Raw genomic sequence first — 22,705 nt, 5'->3', positions numbered from 1 at the left:
CAACTCAATTGCAATAAGTCTTAGGTTTGTCAGACGCGGGCGACTTGCCCGAATCTAGCGCCTTTTCTGCTGGCTTTTCCGCCGTCTTGTCATCGAGTTTCTTATCGTCGGGCGGGCTACTGCCACTGGAGCTGCCACCGCTACTGCCACCACTACTGCCACCGGACTGGCTGGATGTGGCGCCATTCGACGCCACCGTCGAGACCGCCAATGGCGGGCTTTGCAGTTGCGGCGTGCTAACGATGTTTTGTAATTTGACGGTTGAATTGATCACCTGAGTAATCGGTTCAGACGCCTGTCCGCTGCCAGCAGCCGCATCCGCCGCAGCCTTGGCCGCCGCATCGGCTGCCGCTTTCGCGGCTGCTTCAGCCGCTGCCTTGGCCGCCGCTTCGGCTGCAGCCTTGGCCGCCGCATCGGCTGCTGCTTTGGCTGCTGCATCGGCTGCCGCTTTGGCCGCAGCATCGGCGGCTGCTTTGGCTGCCGCATCGGCTGCTGCTTTGGCTGCCGCATCGGCTGCTGCTTTAGCCGCCGCTTCCGCGGCAGCCTTGGCTGCGGCGTCGGCCGCCGCTTTGGCCGCGGCATCGGCCGCCGCTTGTGCCGCATCAGCTGCTGCTTTGGCCGCTGCATCGGCCGCTGCTTTGGCTGCGGCATCGGCCGCTGCTTTGGCTTCTGCATCGGCTGCGGCCTTGGCGGCCGCATCGGCAGCAGCTTTCGCGGCGGCTTCCGCTGCCGCCTTGGCAGCTGCTTCTGCAGCCGCCTGAGCTGCCGCGGCAGTACCAGAGTTGATCGAGGGCGTGGTATTCGCCCCATATGAGACATTGTTGGTAGTCACCGTACCCATGGGCGCGGACAGATTCAGGCTCCCGCCATTGCTGGTAATAACAGTCGAGGAGCTGGCCGTGATCGAACCATTCGTGGCCGTCAAATTGATATTGCCAGATGACGAACTAATTGCCAGCGTGCCACCGAGCGAAATATTGGTACCTGCCGTTAAATTAATCTGATTCACCGCATTCAGCGCCGCGCCCGCACCCAGATTAATGGCAGTACTGGCCGAAAATGCCAGTTCCTCACCTTCGACTATACTGTTGATATCAACGGGGCTATGCGCGGCTATCGATACGCGGCCCCGGTTCGGCGCATTGTGATAGGCATGGACGGGACTACCGACCACCACCCCGCCGTGGTTATCGATCAGAATATTGCCGTCGGTCGATAGCGTACCCAGCGTTAAAGTTCCGCCATCCGCCGTGTTATTCAATTCGATGTTGCCGCTATAACTGCTGGCAGTAAATGCGGCCAGATGGTTACTGCTGGTTAAGGTGATCCCCGTCGACGCCGTGGCAGTCAGGCTGTTGCTGGTCCAGCCCCCCGTCTGGGTAATCGTACCGCCTTCACCCGCGTTCAAGGTAATCCCGCGCTGGGCCCGCACCGTCCCCAACGAGATATTCCCGCCATCGCCTAGACTGAGTGCACCGCTAATATTAATGTTGCCCCCCGTCTGATTAATATGGGTGGCAAGCAGATTGGTCGCACTATCACTACCAGTGATGGAACCGCTACTCAGATTGAGGCTGTTTACGGTCAGATTGCCGTTCAATACCAGGCTGCCGCCACTCACAGTTAAGCCGCTCAAGCCAGAATTGCCCGTACCTAGCGTCAAACTTCCACCCGTCAGCGCCAGTGTCGTACCGCTGCCCCCATTCATCGTTTGCAAGCTGGTGCTACCCGCCGACACGTCATAGCTTATCGTGCCCGCGCTGCTCCCCAGCACGGCCGTGAGCACATTGGCGGCCGACGGTGCGACGCCATTCGCCCAGTTACCAGCACTGCCCCACAGACCGCCGCCAGTACCTATCCAGGTGGCCTGTGGAAGCGCCGTAATGGTGCCGACCAGATTGCCGCTCAACATATAGTTTGCCGCGTCTGCACCTTCCAGCGTCAACGCTCCCGTAATCGTAATAGGCTTGGCCACGCCAATATTCTTGTCCGCATAGCTCGCCGTAGCAGAGCCCGTCTGCAAGGTTACGCTGTCGTGGCTGGCTTCACCGTAGGACAAGACCCCGTTCAATACGGCATTCTCGAAACTGGCGCTGGCGCTGTTGTTGTACTCACGGCTAGCGAATGACAGCGTCAACGGCGCCGGGGTAATCGATGCCGTCATATGGTTAGAGAAGTTGGTCACAACATAATTACCACCGTCGGTGCCGCCCAGGGTCACGGCCTTGCCCGTCACTGGCTTATTGCTGCCCACGTTGCGATCTTCGAACGAACCGCGCGCACTGATGATGGTCACGCTATCGTTGCCCAGCACACCGCCCAGCGTGGCCGCGCTCGTATTCAAGGTCGCCAGCGTGCCATAGCTCATAGCGTTGCCACTGCCAGGATCGGCTGCACGGTTATACACGCGGTCCAGCGCAGTCACACCACTGATACTCAACGCGGCCGGAGTAATGCTGGCCACGGCCTCAGCCGGCCCCTGCACCATGTAGTTGGCGGCATCCGCTCCCGTCAGCACGTAGTGGCTGACATCGAAAATCACCGGCTTGTTATTTCCCACGTTCTTATTGTTGTAATGTGCAGTCGCCGTGCCGGCCCCCGAGGCCAGACTCACCACATCATTATCCAGACCGTCGGCAATCGTGTTGCCACCGGTAAAACTGATGGCATCCGTTCCGTTATACACACGGGTCGATTGCAAGACCACGTCCGTCAGGCGCAAAGGTCGCGGTGTAATACTGCCCGTCCCCGTGACCGAACCGACCAGCACATAATTACCGTAATCGTTGCCCTGCAGTTGAGGGTTGCTGACCGTCAGCACTTTACCGGTGCCCACATTGCGATTATCGAATTCGACCGTAGCACTCAAGGCGAGGTTGGTATCGCTGGGCACCACGTCGTGCAGCGATAGCGTGTAATTGGCAGGAATCTCCACCAGGGTGTTGCCGTCATAGACTTTTTGCGCGCTGGCTGTGGCCCTTACTTCGCGCGGCGTGATGTTCAGTAGCGGTGAACTGCCCTCGTAACTGATATCGTAAGTGGTGGAATACAAGCCCCCTACAAGGTAGCTGCCCTGGTTGCGTGCACCGTCCCACCCCAGCGTACCTTGTATGCCCGCTGGCAGTGGCGCGCTGGTGCCGGTAAATTCGGCCGAATTGCCATCATAAATCTTGTTCACGCCGGTGCCGCCTATCACCGTCACCGTATAAGGCGTGAGCAAGTCTTTGAGCAGCGGCGTGCCATGATTTTCATAGATGCGCCAGACCGGCACCGCACTGAAGTCAAAGCCGCTGAAAAAATCGCGCTGTTGCATCTGCTCGCTGGTAAGCGCCGTACCGACGCCCGCATTCAGGCCCGCTGTTTCGCTGTTGTAGTAAGCATGCCCGACGGTGCCGGACAGATCGGCCCCCAGCATACCACCGAGGTCAGTCCAGTTGGGCGCCGTCACGCTGCCACTGCTGTACACCATGTCCACCGTACCACTCGCATGTTCGCCCAGCAGGCCACCGATATTGGCATGAATCAGCGATGCGTTGCTCTGGGTGCCAGTGACATTGCCCGTGGCGTAAGCATTTTCAATACTGCCGCCATAGCCCAAGCGCACGCCGCTGCGCCCGACCAGGCCGCCCACGTTGCGCTCACCGCTGACTGTGCCTGAAGCGTAAGACTTGCTGATGGTCCCGCCAAAATTATCACCGACCAGGCCACCGACGATTTCGCCCGTCGAGCTGACGTTACCGCTGGCGTAAGACGTACTGATGCTGCCGATGTAGATCTGGTCAGAATTGGTATTCGATCCGACCAGGCCGCCCGCGTAGCCATCGCCTGCAGTCGTGACGGAACCGCTCGCATGGCTCAATTCGATGCCGCCCACATTACGCCCGACCAGGCCGCCGATATTCGAAGCCGTGCGACCGGAATTGCCCGTCACCGCGCCGCTGGCCGCCGCATAGCTCAAGCGCCCCATGTGTTCGCCGATCAAGCCGCCTACATTACCGATGCCGCTCACGCTGGCCGAACTGCTCACATGTTCGAGCACAGTGCTGGCACCGTCCGAATGGCCCAGCATCGCTCCCACGTTATACTGGCCCACCACGCTGCCGCCATTCAGGCTCAGGTTCTTGAGCGTGCCGCCATATACGGAAGCAAACAGACCCACGTAGTCTTGGTCCGGACGGTAGATGCTCAATCCGCTAATCGCATAATTGGCGCCATCGAAGGTGCCCGTATAGTGGGTCTGAGAACCATAGGCACCCAAGGGCTTGAAACCGGCGTTATCATTCCAGTTGGCCGTACCACTGGCAGCAATGTCGTTATTCAGGCGGTAGGAATAAGCCATATCCAGCGTAGCTATCCCTTGTACGCCATAGATATCCGCCAGCACATACGGCGTCGCGGACGCTCCGTTGCCGTCCGTGCCGATTGCACGCAGGAAGGAGCCGCCGCTCAGGCGGAAATCCCTGGCGCTAAACGCCGGCAGCGTGCCTTTCTGTTCCCAGTGCCCGCTGCGCAGATCAAAAATGCCGCTGATATTGATCGCGCCAGTGGCTGTGATGCTGGCATCGCTGGCGGCATTCAGCGTCAGGCCAGCAACACTCACACCCGCCTGCAGATTAATGCCGCTGGCATTGATCGTCAGCGTCCCGTGTTCAGCGCGAATCGGCGCATCGATGTGCACGTCACCCGCGGCCGTCAAGCTCAGGTTCTGTGGCTGCGACCATGCGAGTTCCGACAGCACGACGATTTTTCCGGTCCCGGGCACAGCGGGATCATTGGTGATCACCGTGACATTGTTGTGCTCGAGTGACCTTTGCAGCAGACCAGTCGACAAGAACGAATCGCGCGTTGCAGCGGCAGCAGTAAACGGTGTACTGCCCTGAAGTTCCGTGTTATCCGTCTCCGACATATTGCCCTGATTGATAGCCGTGGCCGGCTCATCGGCAATATAGATATTTCCCGGATCCAGTAGCAAGCTTCCCGTCTTGCCCAGTGGCGCAGTTGTATCAACCCGGCCCTGCAGGTCGAGCACGTGGCCGGAAGTCTCCACCAACCCGCCATTGCCGCCACGCGCGCCGCCACGCGCAGACAGGCTGCCATACACGCGCGTGAGCTGATCGGCCCAGACGATCACTTTACCGCCGTCGCCGGTGTCCAATGCATCGGCGCGCACCACGCTATCCTTGCCCACATAGCTCTGGCGCGCATGGGCGATGGCCGGATTGCTGCCCTGATAATCGCCGCCCAGCAGCACGCTGCCGCCACCGGTCGCGCCGCTGGCATCGACCACGGCATTGCCGCTCAAGCCCACCTGCGGCCCCAGCACGACGATCTCGCCGCCCACATTCAGATTGCTGCCCAGCGCCGTGGTCTGGCTATCCTGCTCGAGCAAGGTGGTGCCACTGGACTTGAGCACGATCTTGCCGTTGGCGCCGCGCACGGCACTGTCGGCACTGATGCGGCCACGCTGGTTGACCAGCGCGCCATACACCCCGATGCGTCCGCCCTGCGCCACGATCTGCCCGAGATTCAGCGCCTGATCGGCCGCAGCCGACACCACCACCTGCACGTTCGGGTCACTCGCTTCGAACAATTGCACGCTATGGCCGGCCGCCAGCACCACTTCGCCATTAGGGGCGGAAATGATGCCGCGGTTTTCCACCGACGGCGCAATCAGGAACACCTGGCCGCCGGCCGGGGTACGGATCTGGCCCGCATTGCTGACGCTGGCGGCCCCGCTGGCACCACTGAAATTATTCCGGCCAGCCAGGAAATCGCTATTCGAAATGGCCAGACTGGACGCCACCAGCCCGTTCACATCGACCTGGGCACTGGCGCCGAACAACACGCCGTTCGGATTGATCAGGAATACCTTGCCGTTGGACTGGATGGCGCCCAGTATCACGCTGGGGTCCTGCCCGGTGATGCGGTTCAGTACGCGGCTATCGGCCGATTGCTGAACGAAGCGCGCGATTTCATCCGTGGCCAGCGAAAAACCCTGCCAGTTGATGATGGTATTCGGCGTACTGGTAATCGTGTAGTTCTTGCCCTGCTGGCTAAAGCTGGCCTGCCCCGCCACCACGCTAGGCGCCACCATGCCTGCCTGAGCCGAACTGTAGCAGGCCGCCACCAGCACCGCCATGAGTTTGCGCCGTAACGGCGCGCGTTGGGCAACACGGAGCTTGCGTGGGTACTGGGTTCTCATGACACCATCCTCGAAACTAGGCGAGCACCAGACCGCAATGCTGTAGCGGCCCATGCGTGCAACTAGCGTGCCGAGCAGCCCCCGGCAGGCGTGATCATTCCAACAGGAATTATTTTCTATAGGCCATTATATGCACAAAAAACAGTCAAACCTATGGCTAATCAGCAATCACGCTAGCCTTGAAACAACTTTACGACACTAGAGCCCGTTTATTTGGTCTCGAACGTGGTCACGCCATCCCAATCCGCAGCAGGCGGGTGCGACTGGTAGTAAGCAATACGCTGACGGTACAACTGGTAAAGTGCCGTCGTTTCTGGCAGTTTTAACAATGCTGCGTGCGCCGCTTCCCAGCGCTGGGCTCTGAGCTCAGCCAACGCCTGCTGCCACAGGGCCAGTTCAGCCTGCTGCTGGGCCGTTTGATCTGCGAGCAAGCCTAGCGGCTCGAAGATCGCTACGGGCTCGTGCTTGCCTTTGACGCGCACCAGATCGAGTTCGCGGTAGGCAAATTCCGGCGCTGCCGCGCGCGTGGCCGCGCCCACGGCTATGCCCACGCCATACACCTTGGTAATGCCTTCCAGCCGCGAGGCCAGATTCACGGCATCGCCCATCACCGTATATGCGCGACGTATGCTGGAACCCATGTCGCCTACATGCATGAGGCCGGAATTCACGCCGATACCGATTTTCAGCGCGGGCCAGCCGCGCGCCAGAAAGTCCTGATTCAGCCGGGCGGCGCTGGCCTGCATCAGCAGCGCCGTCGCCACGCCACGGCTGGCATGATCAGCAAAGGCAACGGGGGCACCCCAAAACGCCATCACGGCGTCGCCTATGTATTTGTCGAGCGTGCCGCGGTGGCTATCGCGGATATCTTCCGACATGGCCGTCAGATACAGATTGATGTACTCGCGCAGTTGCTTGGGGGTCAGCCCTTCCGAGATGGTGGTGAAGCCGCGCACATCGACAAACATCACCGTCAGTTCGCGGCTCTCGCCATCCATATTGTATTGTTCCGGGTCTTCGGCCATTTCGGCCACCAGTTCCGGCGCCACGTATTCGCCGAAACGCGACACCAGCGCCTGGCCTTTGCGCACTTCGAAGAAATAGCCCCAGGCCACATTCAGCACGAACACGGCGAACAGCACGAGGATCAGCATGGCTGAATTGAACATCAGGTCATGCACATGGTACAGATACAGGTTGAAGCCTATGCTGGCGGCGATCACGCTCACACCCAGCACGATGGAGCGCAGCGGCGACAACAAGGGCAGCACCAGCCCCAAGCCCAGCCCCAGCAGCAGAATGACGCCGGCTTCCTGCACGAAGGCCGTGTAGGGGCGCGACTTGAAACGCTGGTCGAGAATCGACTTGATGATATTGGCATGGATTTCCACGCCCGGATATTCGGGATTGACGGGCGTGGCGCGCAAGTCGACCAGGCCCGGTGCTGTGGTCCCGATCAGCACCAGTGTGCCTTGTAGTAGCTGCTGCGGCGCCCGCCCGGTCAGCACATCGGCCGCTGACACATAGCGGAAGGCACCGCCGGCCGGACCGCCACGGCCACGGAACTGCACCACCGTGCTCATCGCTTCACCCACCGGTATCAGACGCTGCTTGCGTTCGCGCAGCAAAATGGTCAGCGCATCGTAGCCGCCGCTATCGAGCTGGCTCTGCGACAACTGATCGACGGATTCCGTCAGCAGCGGCTTGACGGCCAGCGCATCGAGATACAGCATGCTGGTGGCCACGGCCAGCGAAGGATAGTAGTGCTCGCCCACCTGCTGGATCAGGTAGGCATTACGCACCACCCCGTCCAGATCTGTCACCACGGAAAAACTACCGGCGCCTGCGGCAGCCTGCTGCAGCACTGGCACATTGGCTTCATAGCCGGCCGCATTGTAGGCCAGCAATTCGCGACCATTCAGGTCGGCCTCGCTGAACAACGGCGGCGGCAGCACGCCTTTGACCTGATCGGGCGACAGATTGAAGCCGAGGATGACCGGCTGGCCGCGCAAGGCGCTGGCAAACAGGCCATCGTAATCGAGCGCGCTGCGTAGCGAGTTCAGCTTGTCCTGCAGTAGCGGCACATCGCGTAGTTCTTGCGCGGCCAGTTTGGCCAGTACGCCATAGCCGGAACTGGTATCGGGCTCGGGGAAGGAAATATCGTAGCCCACGGCTTTTACGCGATAGTGCTCGGTGAGCTGGCGGATCAGTTGGGCCTGCACATTGCGGCTCCACGGAAAGCGGCCAAATTCCGTGAGCGCCTTGCCATCGATATCGACGATGACGATGCGCGGATCGAGCACGGGCGCTTCCAGTTTCATGCGCTCGCCTGCCAGCAGATTATCCAGCCGCACCACCGCATCGCTGTGCCAGATATTGAGCGCGTACAGCACGCCCACGGCTGTGACTAGTGCACTGAGCAGCCAGCGCCAGCCATATTTCGACACCGCCTTACGCCAGCGTACCGGGATGCCCATGGCCGCACTCAGGGCGTGTAGCCGGGGATGCGGCTTTCGTCGATGGCGTCGATTTGCTTCTGATCCATATTCTTGTGCGCGAACTGCAGATAGACTTTGCTGCGAATAAAGATGTCGAACAAATCGGGATCGATGTGGCCGTTGAGCGAGAAATTACCCAGGATGTGCAAGGCTTCCGACAGCAGCTTGCCTTTCTTGTAGGGGCGGTCGGCTGCCGTCAGTGCTTCGAAGATATCGGCGATGGCCATCAGGCGCGCCTGCACCGACATCTGCTCGCGCGTCAGCCCACGCGGATAGCCTTTGCCATCCATGCGCTCGTGGTGGCCGCCCGCATATTCGGGCACATTCTTCAAGTGTTTCGGCCAAGGCAGCGCCTCCAGCATCTTGATGGTCATCGAGATGTGGTTGTTGATCTGCTTGCGCTCGTCTTCCGTCAGCGTGCCGTACTTGATCGTCAGGTTCTGCACTTCATTGTCGCTCAGGAAGGTGTGCGCTTGACCGTCAGGCCCGGTCCAGCTGCGCCGGGCGATGCTGCGCACGCGTTCCTGATCGGCCGCCGCCATGGCTTCGCCGCCCACATTGGCCAAACGGATGAAATCGCGCTCGGCGCGCAGCGCAGCCTGTTCGGCCGCCAGCTCGGCATCGATCTGGGCAGGCTCGCCAGCACCGGCCAGCTTGCGTTTCAGTGCGGCGATTTCAGCATCGCGCAGCAGCACTTCGAAACGCGTATCGACGGTGGCGATACGGTCATAAATGGTTTCCAGCTTGCTGGCCTTGTCCACCACATGCACGGGCGTGGTGATCTTGCCGCAATCGTGCAGCAGGCCAGCCAGCCAGAGCTCCTTGCGGTCGCCATCGCTCATGCGGAAATCTGCCATCGGCCCCGTGGCCGTATTGTGCACGGCTTCGGCCAGCATCATGGTCAGCTCCGGGACGAACTGGCAGTGCCGCCCCGTGTAAGGCGATTTATCGTCGATGCCGATGTTGATCAGGTTGACCAGCGCTTCCAGCAGGTTTTCCAGCTGGGCGATCAGGCGCTGGTTGGTCAGGGCCACGGCCGCCTGCGCCGCCAGCGCTTCGATGAAACGCTGGTCAGTCTGGCTAAACGCACGGATCTGGCCCGTTTCCGCATCGGTGGCATTGATCAGCTGCAGCACCCCGACCAGCTCGCCCTCATGGTCGCTCATGGGCACCGTCAGGAAAGATTGCGAATGGTAGCCATGCATCTGGTCGAACTTGACCATGCCAGAGAAGTTGAATACGTCGGCCTTGTACACATCCTCGATGTTCACGGACAAGCCGAAATGGGCCGCATAGGCGGCAACGGCCGCCAGATTGCGCTCGCCGGCAGCATCGTACAGCGGCACGCCGGGCGCCGTCACAGGCTGGCCGCTGACGCCGCCCTGGTAGAAGTTCAAGGTGTTATTGAACAGGATGGCAAATTCCAGCGTGCGCTGGTCTTCGCTGGGGCGGTACAGCGTGCCGCCATCCGCATGGGTCATGCCGCGCGCAACCTGCAGTATGCGTTCCAGCAGCGCGTCCGTATCGTGACGTTTGCCCAGTTCGACGCTAAGCTCGATTAACTGTTCCAGCCGCTGGGCTATCTGGGTCTGATTCAACTCTTGCATGGCCTTACGTGTCACGACGGAGAAGTGAGCGCCCGTGGCGCAGTCGATATCTGGAGTGTATCCGTGGTGCAAGCCGGTGTATAGAAAGAAATGACTCACGTCACAAATTAGTCGCTATCGTTGTCACTTTTTCCCTGTTATCGAAAAAAAAAGCTATCATCGCCCGCAGCGATCAGTAAAAAGTCAGGGAAGAACACATGAAATTTACCTTCTGGGGAGTGCGGGGTTCCATCCCCTCGCCGGGGCCGCGCACCGCGCGCTACGGCGGCAACACTACCTGCATCGAAGTGCGCAGCAAAAACAACACCCTGCTCATCCTCGATGGCGGCACCGGCATCTTCCCGCTTGCCCAGGCGCTGCTGCAGAATAAAACCGGCGCTATCCACGCCAACATTTTCATTACCCACAGCCACTGGGACCATATCCACGGCCTGCCCTTCTTCTCGCCCCTATTCGTCAAGGATAGCCGGGTACGCCTACACGGCGCGGTCGATCCCGACACGGGCGATGGCATCGAACATGTGATGGGCGTGCAATTGCAAAATAGTTATTTCCCCGTCAGCGAAACCCAGATGGATGCCACCATCGAATACCAGAACCTTGCCATCGAACAGCCCTACATGCTGGACGATGCCGTGGTACGCAATGTGGTGATGAACCATCCGGCCACGGATCTGGGCTACCGCATCGAGTCGGGCGGCAAGTCGCTGTTCTTTACGGGCGACCATGAACCGCTCTACAACATCTACCCGGCCGGGCATAGCGACCATGCGGCGTATGCCGACTGGATGGCCGAGCGCAATGCCGCCATCGATGCCATGGTGCAGGGCGTGGATGCGCTGATTGCCGACTGCTCCTACACGCGCGAAGAATATCCGGCCAAACAGGGCTGGGGCCACGGCACGTTCGATACGGCGCTGGCCATGGCGCTGCGCTGCGGCGTCAAGGCGCTGTACTGCACCCACCACGAACCGACCCGTAGCGACGATGAACTGGAAGCCGTGTTTGCCGAAGTCATGGGCCGCTACGCAGACCAGTTGGGCGAACTGAAAGTCTTCCTCGCCTACGAAGGCATGACGGTCGAGCTAGTCTAAGGCAGCGACTGCGCGCTGCGCTCTGCCCTATTGCAGGGTACAGATCACCAGTTCCGGATCAGCATTCAGGCGCACGGGGATGGTGCTGCAGCCCACGCCGCGCGTGACAATCAGGTCGCCATTGCCCGCCACCGCATACCGCCCATGATAAAGCTTGCGCGACAGCGGCCCCTTGGGCCAGACCAGCGGTCGGCCATTGCGGCGCGCGATCTGGCCGCCATGGGTATGGCCGGCAAAAGCGATGTGGTAGCGCTGGCCCGACAGCGTCAGCAAACCATCGGGTGCATGCACCAGAAAAATCCGCACCGCACCGGCGCGCGCAAAGGTCATGCGCGGATTCGGCTCGCCCGTCCACGGATCATCCATGCCGCACACAGACACCTGCTGGAACGGCGCAGCCAGCCCGACGGCACGGTTGACCAGCATCTGCACACCGGCCGCCGCAAACAGGGCGCCGATGTGGCCGTCGTCGGTGGCCAGATCATGGTTGCCGAATACGCCGAACTTGCCCAGCGGTGGCTGGCAGGCTGCCAGCCCTGCGCACAGCTGGGCCGCATGATGAGCCGGGCCGGCCACATAGTCGCCACCGAGCAGCAGCAGATCGGGCTGCTCCTGCTGCAAACGGGCAAACAGTTGTTCGAAGATGGCTGGATGGGTGGATGGCCCCGCATGCAGGTCGGAAGCAAAAGCGATTTTCAGCGGCCGTGCCAGGCGCTGGCGCGGTGGCAGGCTGACGTGGTGCGTGCTCACGCCCAGCTGGCCATGCAGGCCCAGCCGGTAGCTGACATGGCGCACCAGCCCGCCCAGCAGCAGCGCGTGGCGGCACGATTGCAGCAATTGCCTGCGGCGAGTGTAGAGTTTGCTTCGCGGGATGAACATCGGAAAAGAGACAGGTGCCGGCCAGCAGCCATGATAGTGCAAAGCTGGCGGCACCGCAGCGGGCCTGGGCCCGCGCGCAGAAATTGCCACTGGCGACTAGCGCGAACCGCCAGTAGCCGGTGGCAAGCAATTACATGATGTGCTGACCAATCCACCACGCCAGCGCGGCCACGAAGGCCGATGCCGGAATGGTGAACACCCAGGCCCAGACGATGTTACCGGCTACGCCCCAGCGTACGGCCGACATCTTCTGCGACGAGCCCACACCGACGATGGCGCCGGTGATGGTATGGGTGGTCGACACCGGTACACCGAAGTGGCTGGCGATCAGCAGCGTGATGGCGCCACCCGTTTCGGCACAGAAGCCGCCTACCGGTTTGAGCTTGGTGATTTTCTGGCCCATGGTCTTGACGATACGCCAGCCACCGAACAGGGTGCCGATCGAAATCGCCGTGTAGCAGGCTACCACCACCCACAGCGGTGGTTCGGTCGCATTGCTAGGCACCTGACCGACAGCGATCAGCAGCATCCAGATGATACCGATGGTTTTCTGCGCATCGTTACCGCCATGACCGAGGCTGTAGGAAGCGGCCGACACCAGCTGCAGGCGGCGGAACCAGCTATCCACCCGGCGCGGGGTGGAACGCACGAAGATCCACGACACCACCAGCATGATAATGGAACCGAACACGAAGCCCATCAGCGGCGACAGCACGATCCATTGCACGGTTTTCAGCAGGCCGCCGCCGACCAGCGCGCTGGTGCCGGACTTGGCCACGGCTGCACCGACCAGACCGCCGATCAGCGCGTGCGAGGACGAGGAAGGAATGCCGTAGTACCAGGTGAACAGATTCCACACGATGGCGCCTACCAGCGCGCCGAAGATGACGTACTGGTCGACCACGCCGGGATCGATGGTGCCCTTGCCCACCGTGCCGGCCACGTGCAGGCCGACCACGAAGATCGCCGTGAAGTTGAACAGCGCGGCCATGGCCACGGCCGCCTGCGGTTTCAGCACGCCGGTAGACACCACGGTGGCAATCGCATTGGCGGCATCATGGAAGCCGTTCATGAAGTCGAACACCAGTGCCAGGGCAATCAGCAGGCCCAGCACATAGATGCTGATTTGTAGGGTATGCATATTGGACTATTCTTTTGTAGTTGTTATGCGTTATGCGTTTTCGACGATGATGCCTTCGATGATGTTGGCCACATCTTCGCAACGGTCAGTCACGGTTTCCAGAATTTCGTAGATGGCTTTCATCTTGATCAGGTTGCGCACGTCCGGTTCATCGCGGAACAGCTTGGACATGGCAGCGCGCATCACATGGTCGGCGTCCGATTCCAGCCGGTCGATTTCTTCGCAGATCGCAACGATCTGTTTCGAGTTGTCCATGTTGTGCAGCAGGGCCACGGCGTCGCGCACTTTTTCCGAGCAGGCCAGTACCAGTTCGGCCAGACGCTTGGCTTCCGGCGTGACCGAGTGCAGGTCATACAGCGACACGGTCTGGGCCGCATCTTCCAGCAGGTCCAGAATATCGTCCATCTTGGTGACCAGCTTGTGGATGTCGTCACGGTCGATAGGGGTGATGAAAGTCTTGTGCAACAGGTCTACCGTTGCGTAAGTGATTTTGTCAGCCTGCTTCTCGATGCTCTCGATCGCGTGCACGCGATTTTCCAGATCATCGAAATTGGACATCAGGCCCAGCATCTCTTTTGCACCTTTGACGCACAGGTCGGCGTGCTGGTTAAACAGGTCAAAAAATTTGCCCTCGGTGGGCATCAAACGTCCAAACATTTGTATTCTCCGTTCATTAAGTACTGCAGATCGTCGCCCCAGGGATACGGGGCTACGTAAAGATTAATCACCCTGATACAGGGCCAGGTTACCGACGTAATTACCAAACTTGGTGTACTGGCCGATCCAGGTCAGACGTACCGCGCCGATCGGGCCGTTACGCTGCTTACCGATAATGATCTCGGCCGTTCCCTTATCGGGCGAGTCGGGGTTGTAGACCTCGTCGCGATACAGGAAGATGATGACGTCCGCGTCCTGCTCGATAGCGCCGGATTCGCGCAAGTCGGACATGACGGGACGTTTATTGGGACGTTGCTCCAGCGAGCGGTTCAGCTGCGACAGTGCAATCACGGGGCACTGCAGCTCTTTCGCCAGACCTTTCAGGCTACGCGAAATTTCGGAAATTTCCGAAGCGCGGTTATCGCCCGGGGTGGAGCCCTGCATCAGCTGCAGGTAGTCGACGATGATCAGACCGAGCTTGCCGCACTGGCGCGACAGCCGGCGCGCACGGGCGCGCATCTCGATCGGATTCAAGGCCGGAGTTTCGTCGATGAACAACTGGGCGTCGTTCATCTTCTGGATAGCATGGGTCAGGCGTGGCCAGTCTTCGTCGAGCAGACGACCGGTACGCAGACGGTGCTGGTCAAGCTGGCCGACCGAACCGAGCATACGCATGGCCAGCTGGGCGCCGCCCATCTCCATCGAGAACACGGCCACGGGCAGGCCCGCTTCAATCGCCACGTTTTCACCGATATTGACGGAGAACGCCGTTTTACCCATGGAAGGACGACCGGCCACAATCACCAGATCGCCCGGCTGCAGCCCCGACGTCATGCGGTCGAGGTCGATAAAGCCGGTAGGCACGCCGGTAATTTCCGACTGGTTTTCGCGCGAGTACAGCTCGTCGATACGCTCGACCACCTGGGTCAGCAGCGGCTGCACGGCAGTCCAGCCGGCGGCGCCACGGGCGCCCTGCTCGGCAATCGCGAAGATCTTCGATTCCGCCTCGTCCAGCATCTGCTTGACTTCCTTGCCTTGCGGGCTGAAGGCCTGACCGGAAATTTCGTCAGCCACGGTAATCAGCTGGCGCAGAATGCTGCGGTCGCGCACGATTTCCGCATAGCGGCGGATATTCGCGGCCGACGGGGTATTCTGCGCCATCGCATTCAGGTAGGCCAGACCGCCCACGTCTTCGGCCTTGCCCAACTGGGTCAGGTTCTCGAACACGGTGATCACGTCGGCCGGCTTGGACGCATTGATCATCTTGACGATCTGCTCGAAGATGATGCGGTGGTCGTAGCGATAGAAGTCTTCCGGATGCATCATATCCGCAATGCGGTCGAACGCTGCATTATCGCGCAGCAGACCGCCAATAACGGACTGTTCTGCTTCGATGGAATGCGGCGGGACGCGTAGCGAATCGACTTGCGGATCGGAGGGGGCGTTCATGGCGCGAATTATACCTGCTTGTGCAGTACTACAGAATCATGACAAGAAAAAAGCCGGGCGAACCCGGCTTTTTTACACAGATGTTGCAAAACTAGACAGACGTTGCCGTCTGTTCCAGTTTTTTAGGCAGCTTCGCCTACGACAGCAACGGTCACTTCCACCAGAACGTCGGTGTGCAGCGACACGCTCACTGGGTGCTCGCCAACAGCCTTCAGAGGGCCGGTAGGCATACGCACAGCAGCTTTCTCAACAGGGAAACCTGCTTTGGTCAGCGCTTCAGCGATGTCGAAGTTGGTTACGGAACCGAACAGACGGCCGTCAACGCCGGCTTTCTGCGATACGGTCACGGTCATGCCGTTCAGTTTTTCGCCTTGGGCTTGAGCAGCAGCCAGTTTAGCGGCAGCAGCTTTTTCCAGTTCAGCGCGTTTTACTTCGAATTCCGCCACAGCAGCAGCGGTAGCGCGGCGTGCCATTTTTTGCGGGATCAGGAAGTTACGTGCGTAACCGTCTTTAACTTTAACGACTTCACCCAGGTTGCCCAGGTTGACAACTTTTTCCAACAGAATGATTTGCATAGTTCTTCTCCAGAATCTTATCTAGCCGCCGCAATTAAGCGTTGTGCAGATCGGTGTAAGGCAGCAGGGCCAGATAGCGAGCGCGTTTGATCGCGGTGTCCACTTGACGCTGGTACAGCGCTTTGGTGCCGGTCAGACGTGCTGGCATGATTTTGCCGTTTTCCTGGATGAAATCTTTCAGGGTGTCGACGTCTTTGTAGTCAACTTGTTCAACGCCAGCAGCGGTGAAGCGGCAGAACTTCTTACGTTTGAACAGTGGGTTTTGTTGCTTACGCTTTTCTTTCAGCTTGAGCTTGTTTTTGTCGAACTTTTTACCGAATGCCATTTTAGGCTCCTGTATCTAAATTGAGCTGTCTTGGACAGCACTAAAATCAATGATGTGAAACACCAGGCTTTTGCTATTGCGGTTTTTCTTGTTCAGAAAACCGCTGAACTGATACAGACCTCCGAGTGGCGCCTGATGAAACCGGTTTGAAATTTCGCCTGCAGCAACTGCGGCTATTTCAAACTCGCTCACCCGCGCAATTCCTGCCTCGACTTGCTGTGACCGGTGCTGAAGGACAGCATTCACGATCGGCATACCGGCCGGGGTGTAGCGCAAGGCTTCCCGTTCGGCGATCAGGGCAATGAACTGGAGCTGATTCAGTCCGCCTCCTTCAGCTCTTAGGCTGCAGGAGCAGCAGCAGCTGCAGGAGCTTCGGCGCGATGCGATTTCGCTGCATCTTCACGTTGTACCGACTTCATCATAGGCGAAGGAGCGGTTTCAGCTTTCTTCATCTTGACGGTCAGGTGACGCAGCACGGCATCATTGAATTTGAAGGCGGTTTCCAGCTCGACCAGGGTCTCGTTGTCGCATTCGATGTTCATGCAGATGTAGTGCGCTTTAGCCAGTTTCTGGATCGAGTAAGCCATTTGACGACGGCCCCAATCTTCAACACGGTGGACGTTACCGCCACGGCTCGTTACGGATGCTTTGTAACGTTCGATCATGGCAGGCACTTGCTCGCTTTGGTCCGGGTGGACGATAAATACTATTTCATAGTGACGCATGCAAACTCCCTTAAGGACTGTGAATATGCCCACCCTGGCGTCAAGACAGGTGTGGGAAGAGGTAAGCCCGCGACTATAGCAGCTTTTATGACAAAAAGCCAGCACCCGCACCGCAGGGGGACTAGGGACATTTTTATTTAAAGTCTAGTTTGGTCTAGAACGGTCTAGAACGATCTAAAACGGTCTAGAAATTCCTGAACCGAGCAACTTCTAGACCGTTCTAGACTAATCTAGACCGTTCTAGACCGTTCTAGACTTTTTTTCTTTTCGCGTGCCTCCCACCTCGCCCTCTTGGTCTAGGCAAATATATTTCGTTCAAAGCAACAAATCCCCTTGCATTTCCCGCCACACTGTACAAAAATACAGACTGTCTATATTCACAGGCCACCGCACTCTATGATCAAGCTCACCGCACGGCAGGAACAGATCCTTAATCTGATCAAGGATGCCATCGAGAACACGGGTTTCCCTCCCACCCGCGCCGAAATTGCCAATGAACTCGGCTTCAAATCGGCCAATGCAGCGGAAGAACACTTGCAGGCACTGGCGCGCAAGGGTGCGATCGAGATCGCTGCCGGCACGTCGCGCGGCATACGCCTGATCGGCGCCCATGCCGAAGCGGCCATGCCAAAAGTCCCGGCCGCGCTGATGATGTCGCTGCCGCTGATCGGCCGCGTGGCCGCCGGTTCGCCCATCCTCGCGCAGGAAAATCTGGAAACCAGCTACAGCGTCGATCCTGCCATGTTCGCCTCCAAGCCCGACTACCTGCTCAAGGTACGCGGCGAATCGATGCGCGACGCCGGCATCATGGATGGCGATTTGCTGGCCGTGAAAAAAGTCGATAGCGCCAAGAACGGCCAGATCGTGGTGGCCCGTATCGGCAATGAAGTCACCGTCAAGCGCTACCGCAAGACGGGCAGCAATATCGAACTGCTGCCGGAAAACCCCGACTTCAAGATCATCAAGGTCGATCCGGAAGCGGACGAATTCGCGCTCGAAGGTCTGGCCGTAGGCCTGATGCGCACCTGGCACTAAGCCTGCCGCACAAATAAAAAAGGGAGGTGGCGCCAGCCTGCTGGCGCCACCTCCCCTTTTTTATACGAGCAGATTATTCGCTTAGCTGGCGTTGAGCGCGTTGGCAAAATCCGCCAGCAAATCTTCCGTATCTTCGATGCCGACCGAAACGCGGATCAGCGATTCGGCAATGCCCATCGAAGCGCGACGCTCTGCGCCCATCTCGTAGAAGATGGTGTGCGCCACCGGAATGATCAGGGTACGGGTGTCGCCCAGATTCGAGGCCGGAATCGCCAGTTGCAAGCGATTCAGAAAATCGAAGCAATCGATGCCGTCCTTCAGTTCGAAGCTCAGCAGCGAACCATAGCTGCGGAACAGTTCACCGGCCAGCTTGTGCTGCGGGTGCGAAGCGAGCCCTGGATAGTAGACCGCCGCTACGCGTTCATCTGCTTCCAGCAGACGTGCCAGTGCCAGCGCATTGGCGCAGGTGCGCTCCATGCGCAGCGCCAGCGTTTCCGCGCCCACGGCGATGTGGTGCGCCGCTTCCGGTGCGAGCGAAGCACCGAAGTCGCGCAAGCCTTTGGCGCGGATCTGTGCCAGCCCCCACTGCTTGGCTGCCGCCTTTTTGTAGTTCTCGTAGATGTTGGGGAACTTGGTCCAGTCGTATTCGCCCGTATCGGTCAGGCTGCCGCCCAGTGCCATGCCGTGGCCGGCGATGGACTTGGTCAGCGCATTCACCACCAGACCGGCACCCACGGCTTTGGGCCGGAACAAATAAGGCGTGGTCATGGTGTTATCGACGATGTACAGGATGCCACGCGCGCGGCACAGTTCACCGATGCGGGCCAGATCGGCAATCTGGGTGCGCGGGTTGGCGATGGTTTCGACGAACACGATGCGGGTCTGCTCGGTGATGGCCGCCGCCACCGCATCCACGCTGGTGGCATCGACGAACGATACGGCCACGCCCTGCGCCATGGTGGTCTGCCACAGGCTGTTGGTATTCCCGAACAGGAAAGAAGACGACACTACATGGTCGCCCGCGCGCAGCAGCGCCTGGAATACGGCGCCGATAGCGCCCATGCCGGTCGCGAAGCACAGCGTACCGACGCCCTGCTCCATCTGGTTCACTTTATCTTCCAGCGCCGAGACAGTCGGATTGCCCTGACGGCCGTAGCGGAAGCCCGGCTCTTTACCTTGAAACACGGAAGCCAGCTGGCGCGCATCGGCGTAACCAAAGGCCACCGAAGTATGCACCGGCTTGTGCAGCGAGCCGTGCTCGATACCTTTGCGGCGGTCGTTGTGCAGGATGGTGGTGGTAAAGCCGTAATTCTTTTTGTCGTTCATGAGTACAGATTCAAAAAAAAAAACCCGGTGCACACTGCACCGGGCATTCATCAGCCTTCCGTGGCTGCGAGATTCAGATTGAGCTGGGTACGGGCCGCATCTTCAGGCTTGCCGGCCTTGGGGTTGTGGCGCGCATATTCCAGCTTGTCCAGATAGTCCTTCGAAATATCGCCGGTGACGTAGACGCCATCGAAGCACGACGCTTCGAAATTCTGCAGTGCCGGATTCACATCCGCGATGGCGCGCTTCAGCGCGTCGATGTCCTGATACACCAGCGCATCAGCAGTGATCTCACGGCACACTTCTTCATTGGTGCGGCCGTAGGCGATCAGCTCGTCGCGGGTAGGCATGTCGATGCCGTACACGTTAGGGTAGATCACCGGTGGCGCGGCCGAAGCGAAGATGACTTTCTTGGCGCCCGCTTCACGTGCCATCTGCACGATCTCACGGCTGGTGGTGCCGCGCACGATGGAGTCATCCACCAGCAGCACGACTTTGTCCTTGAATTCGCTGGCGATCGCGTTCAGCTTCTGGCGCACGGATTTTTTACGCGCAGCCTGACCCGGCATGATGAAGGTACGGCCGATGTAGCGGTTCTTGATGAAGCCTTCACGGTATTCCACGTTCAGCGCCAGCGCCAGCTGAATGGCGGCAGGACGCGAGGAATCGGGGATCGGCATGACCACGTCAATTTCGCCATCCTTGAATTCACGCTTGATTTTCTCGGCCAGATACTCGCCCATCTTCAGACGGGTGGCGTAGACGGAAGCACCGTCAATCACGGAATCGGGACGGGCCAGATACACGAACTCGAACACGCATGGGTTCAGGGTCGGATTGTCGGCGCACTGACGGGTGTGCACGTTCATGTCCAGATCGATGAACACGGCTTCGCCCGGCGCGATATCGCGCACGAAACGGAAGCCCATGCCTTCCAGCGCTACCGATTCGGAGGCCACCATGTATTCGGTGCCTTGCGCAGTTTCGTTCTTGCCCAGGCACAGAGGACGGATGCCGAACGGATCGCGGAAGGCCAGCAGGCCCACGTCAGCGATCTGCGCCACGGCAGCATAGCCGCCGCGCACACGACGGTGCAGCACGGCCACGGCCTGGAAGATGGTGTCCGCATCGATCGAGATGCCGGTGGTGGCTTTCTGGATTTCGTGCGCGAGCACGTTCAGCAGCACTTCCGAATCGGAATCCGTGTTGATGTGGCGACGGTCGATCTTGAACATGTCCTGCTTCAACTGTTCCCAGTTGGTCAGGTTACCGTTGTGTGCCAGCGTGATGCCGTACGGCGCGTTGACGTAGAACGGTTGCGCTTCTTCTTCGCTCGACGAGCCAGCCGTTGGGTAACGGCAGTGGCCGATACCCGAGTTACCTTGCAGCGTACGCATATTACGGGTACGGAAGACGTCACGCACCAGACCATTGGCCTTGTGCATGGCGAACATGCTGCTGTGATTGGTCGCAATACCCGCCGCATCCTGACCGCGGTGCTGCAACAGCAGCAGTGCGTCATACAGCAATTGATTGACAGGTTGATGGGAAACGACGCCGACGATGCCACACATGATGTTGCTCCTGGACAGGTACTACAGATTTAAAGACTTCAAAAATTCACATGCTGCGCGAGCGCAGCGGGTAACAGCGGTTTGACGTGGTGCGCGAGAGCTTCCGCATACGGGCTCAATCGCGCTTCACGCCAGAAAGGCTGCTGCGGCATGGACGTCATGCCGCACAAAATCACTACCGTCAGCACGATCAGCAGACCGCGCAACAATCCGAATGCCACGCCCAGCAGACGATCTGCCCAGCTCAGGCCACCGGCTTCCAGCAAGGCGCTTAGCGCCATGGCCAGCAAGCCGGTCAGAATACGGGTGCCGATAAACAGCGCGATAAACGCCAGTATCAGCCGCAATACTTCACCGGGCACGGCCGGCGGCAGCATCTGCCCCAGCGCCGCCGCGTAAGCATTGGCCACCACAAACGCCAGCACCCAGCCGGCCAGCGACAGCACTTCCTTGACCAGTCCGCGCATCAGACTGATCACCACCGAGGCGCCCAGCACGAACAGCACCAGATAGTCGAATACCGTCACGCTAGGTGGCCCGTTAGCGTAGCGTTACTGCGCTTCCACGCGACCGCTCAGGCCCATGGCGCTCAGCTTGGCGCGGACTTTTTCCGCGTCATCCTTGTTGCTGAACGGGCCTACACGCACACGCGTACGGTCACCGGACGGGGTTTTCTCCGTGAAGGAACTGATGCCGGCTTTTTTCAGCTTGTCACGCAGCTCTTCCACCTTGTCGTGGTCGGTCAGAGCGGCCACCTGCAGCACAAATTTCTGATTGGCGTCGGCGGCCGCTGCCGCCGGCTTGGCGGCCGGTTTGCCTTCCAGTATAGCCAGCGCACGCGCATCTTCTGCGGCCTTGGCATCACCACCGGGCTTGGCGCTCTCGCCGGCCTGCTTGGCTGCTGCCGCGCGGGCTTTGGCATCGGCCGCCGCTTTCACTTCGGCCATCTTGCGTTCCACTTCCAGCTTGTAGTCGGCATCCTGACGGGCTTGCGCTTCGGCCTTGGCTTCGCGCTCCTGACGGGCACGGATGATGGCTTCGGAACGGGCGCGCGAATCGGAACGCAGTTCCGGCTCGGCCTGTGCACTCTCGACCCGCACGGGCGCCACCTTGGCGGGCGTACCGGCCGCTGGCGCAGCTTCCGCCGCTGCCGCAGGAGCGGAAATCGTCGCGTCCGCTTTGAGCGCCAGCGCACCACGCCCCCCCTTGCCCGGATCAACAATTTCTTCCTTGGCGTCGAGCGCAGCGCTCTGCGCCACTACGGGCGTCATGCCGGCAGCATCGGCGCGGTCTTTGGGAGGAATTTTGATTTCTATATCGGACGACAGCGGCTTGGGCTCGGAATCGAGCACCATGGGCAGGCCGATGGCCACGCCCAGCGCCAGCGCGATGGCGCCGACCAGACGTCGGCGCGCGCGTTTCTTTTCCGGCAGCATAGGGTCGTCAGCGTCGCGTTCGCGTCCGCCCCGTCCCTTGCTATTGGCCGACGAGGCGCGCTTGGAACGGGCGCGCTCCGTCATTGTCTGCTCGTCGGCGCTGCTGTAGTAGCCGCTATCCTGACCAGCAGTATCTTGCTTGTTTTTACCGAGTTTCGAGAACAAGCCCATGCGTGATTTCA

The 22,705-nt window shown here is 59.8% G+C and carries 17 protein-coding genes; 2 read left to right on the top strand and 15 right to left on the bottom strand.

Features of this window, described 5'->3' with window-relative positions; genetic code table 11:
- Positions 1-4: 4 nt before the first annotated feature.
- From GM655_RS22725 to GM655_RS04570, 3 genes are all read right to left on the bottom strand, one after another.
- Entirely contained in the window at positions 5-6,202 is a 6,198-nt protein-coding gene (locus tag GM655_RS22725) for a YDG domain-containing protein (protein ID WP_196308701.1), read from the bottom strand.
- A gap of 209 nt (positions 6,203-6,411) precedes the next feature.
- Complete coding sequence (locus GM655_RS04575) at positions 6,412-8,679, bottom strand: CHASE2 domain-containing protein (RefSeq protein ID WP_155433404.1); 2,268 nt, start codon at positions 8,677-8,679, stop codon at positions 6,412-6,414.
- 8 nt (positions 8,680-8,687) lie between these two features.
- Positions 8,688-10,307: an HD-GYP domain-containing protein gene (locus GM655_RS04570; protein WP_155433403.1), complete on the bottom strand. Its 1,620-nt coding sequence runs from the start codon at positions 10,305-10,307 to the stop codon at positions 8,688-8,690.
- Between the two features lie 197 nt (positions 10,308-10,504).
- Here GM655_RS04570 and GM655_RS04565 point away from each other — a divergent pair, with 197 nt between their 5' ends.
- A complete protein-coding gene (locus GM655_RS04565; protein WP_155433402.1) occupies positions 10,505-11,401 on the top strand; it encodes an MBL fold metallo-hydrolase in 897 nt (298 codons plus the stop codon).
- A 27-nt stretch (positions 11,402-11,428) separates the two neighbouring features.
- Here GM655_RS04565 and GM655_RS04560 read toward each other — a convergent pair whose 3' ends face one another.
- The 8 genes from GM655_RS04560 to rpsF form a co-directional block, all read right to left on the bottom strand.
- Entirely contained in the window at positions 11,429-12,238 is an 810-nt protein-coding gene (locus GM655_RS04560) for a metallophosphoesterase (protein WP_229632366.1), read from the bottom strand.
- A 172-nt stretch (positions 12,239-12,410) separates the two neighbouring features.
- Positions 12,411-13,421: an inorganic phosphate transporter gene (locus GM655_RS04555; RefSeq protein WP_155433400.1), complete on the bottom strand. Its 1,011-nt coding sequence runs from the start codon at positions 13,419-13,421 to the stop codon at positions 12,411-12,413.
- Positions 13,422-13,451: 30 nt separating this feature from the next.
- On the bottom strand, positions 13,452-14,078 hold the full coding sequence (locus GM655_RS04550; RefSeq protein WP_155433399.1) for a DUF47 domain-containing protein: 627 nt from the start codon (positions 14,076-14,078) through the stop codon (positions 13,452-13,454).
- Positions 14,079-14,141: 63 nt separating this feature from the next.
- Entirely contained in the window at positions 14,142-15,527 is a 1,386-nt protein-coding gene (locus GM655_RS04545) for a replicative DNA helicase (RefSeq protein WP_155433398.1), read from the bottom strand.
- 122 nt (positions 15,528-15,649) lie between these two features.
- On the bottom strand, positions 15,650-16,102 hold the full coding sequence (gene rplI / locus GM655_RS04540; protein ID WP_155433397.1) for a 50S ribosomal protein L9: 453 nt from the start codon (positions 16,100-16,102) through the stop codon (positions 15,650-15,652).
- A gap of 34 nt (positions 16,103-16,136) precedes the next feature.
- A complete protein-coding gene (gene rpsR / locus GM655_RS04535) occupies positions 16,137-16,427 on the bottom strand; it encodes a 30S ribosomal protein S18 (protein WP_155433396.1) in 291 nt (96 codons plus the stop codon).
- A 15-nt stretch (positions 16,428-16,442) separates the two neighbouring features.
- Entirely contained in the window at positions 16,443-16,748 is a 306-nt protein-coding gene (priB, locus tag GM655_RS04530) for a primosomal replication protein N (protein ID WP_155433395.1), read from the bottom strand.
- A gap of 17 nt (positions 16,749-16,765) precedes the next feature.
- On the bottom strand, positions 16,766-17,152 hold the full coding sequence (rpsF, locus tag GM655_RS04525) for a 30S ribosomal protein S6 (RefSeq protein ID WP_155433394.1): 387 nt from the start codon (positions 17,150-17,152) through the stop codon (positions 16,766-16,768).
- A gap of 396 nt (positions 17,153-17,548) precedes the next feature.
- Between rpsF and lexA the strand changes: the two genes are divergently transcribed.
- The gene (gene lexA / locus GM655_RS04520) at positions 17,549-18,187 is read left to right on the top strand and encodes a transcriptional repressor LexA (RefSeq protein WP_155433393.1); all 639 of its coding nucleotides are present in this window, start codon (positions 17,549-17,551) and stop codon (positions 18,185-18,187) included.
- 81 nt (positions 18,188-18,268) lie between these two features.
- On the opposite strand, the gene GM655_RS04515 is transcribed toward lexA, so the two are convergent.
- From GM655_RS04515 to GM655_RS04500, 4 genes are read right to left on the bottom strand one after another with little or no spacing between them, the layout of a single operon-like run.
- Positions 18,269-19,513 (bottom strand): cystathionine gamma-synthase family protein, encoded by a 1,245-nt coding sequence (locus GM655_RS04515; protein ID WP_155433392.1) that lies wholly within the window; start codon positions 19,511-19,513, stop codon positions 18,269-18,271.
- Between the two features lie 50 nt (positions 19,514-19,563).
- On the bottom strand, positions 19,564-21,087 hold the full coding sequence (purF, locus tag GM655_RS04510; RefSeq protein WP_155433391.1) for an amidophosphoribosyltransferase: 1,524 nt from the start codon (positions 21,085-21,087) through the stop codon (positions 19,564-19,566).
- A 38-nt stretch (positions 21,088-21,125) separates the two neighbouring features.
- A complete protein-coding gene (locus GM655_RS04505) occupies positions 21,126-21,614 on the bottom strand; it encodes a CvpA family protein (protein WP_371866702.1) in 489 nt (162 codons plus the stop codon).
- Between the two features lie 24 nt (positions 21,615-21,638).
- Positions 21,639-22,694: an SPOR domain-containing protein gene (locus GM655_RS04500; RefSeq protein ID WP_155433390.1), complete on the bottom strand. Its 1,056-nt coding sequence runs from the start codon at positions 22,692-22,694 to the stop codon at positions 21,639-21,641.
- Between the last annotated feature and the right edge of the window lie 11 nt (positions 22,695-22,705).

The sequence above is a fragment of the Pseudoduganella danionis genome (assembly GCF_009720775.1).
Lineage (GTDB): Bacteria > Pseudomonadota > Gammaproteobacteria > Burkholderiales > Burkholderiaceae_D > Rugamonas > Rugamonas danionis.
The sequence above is the reverse complement of the archived record's forward strand: the minus strand, read 5'-3'. Positions and strand labels throughout refer to the sequence as shown.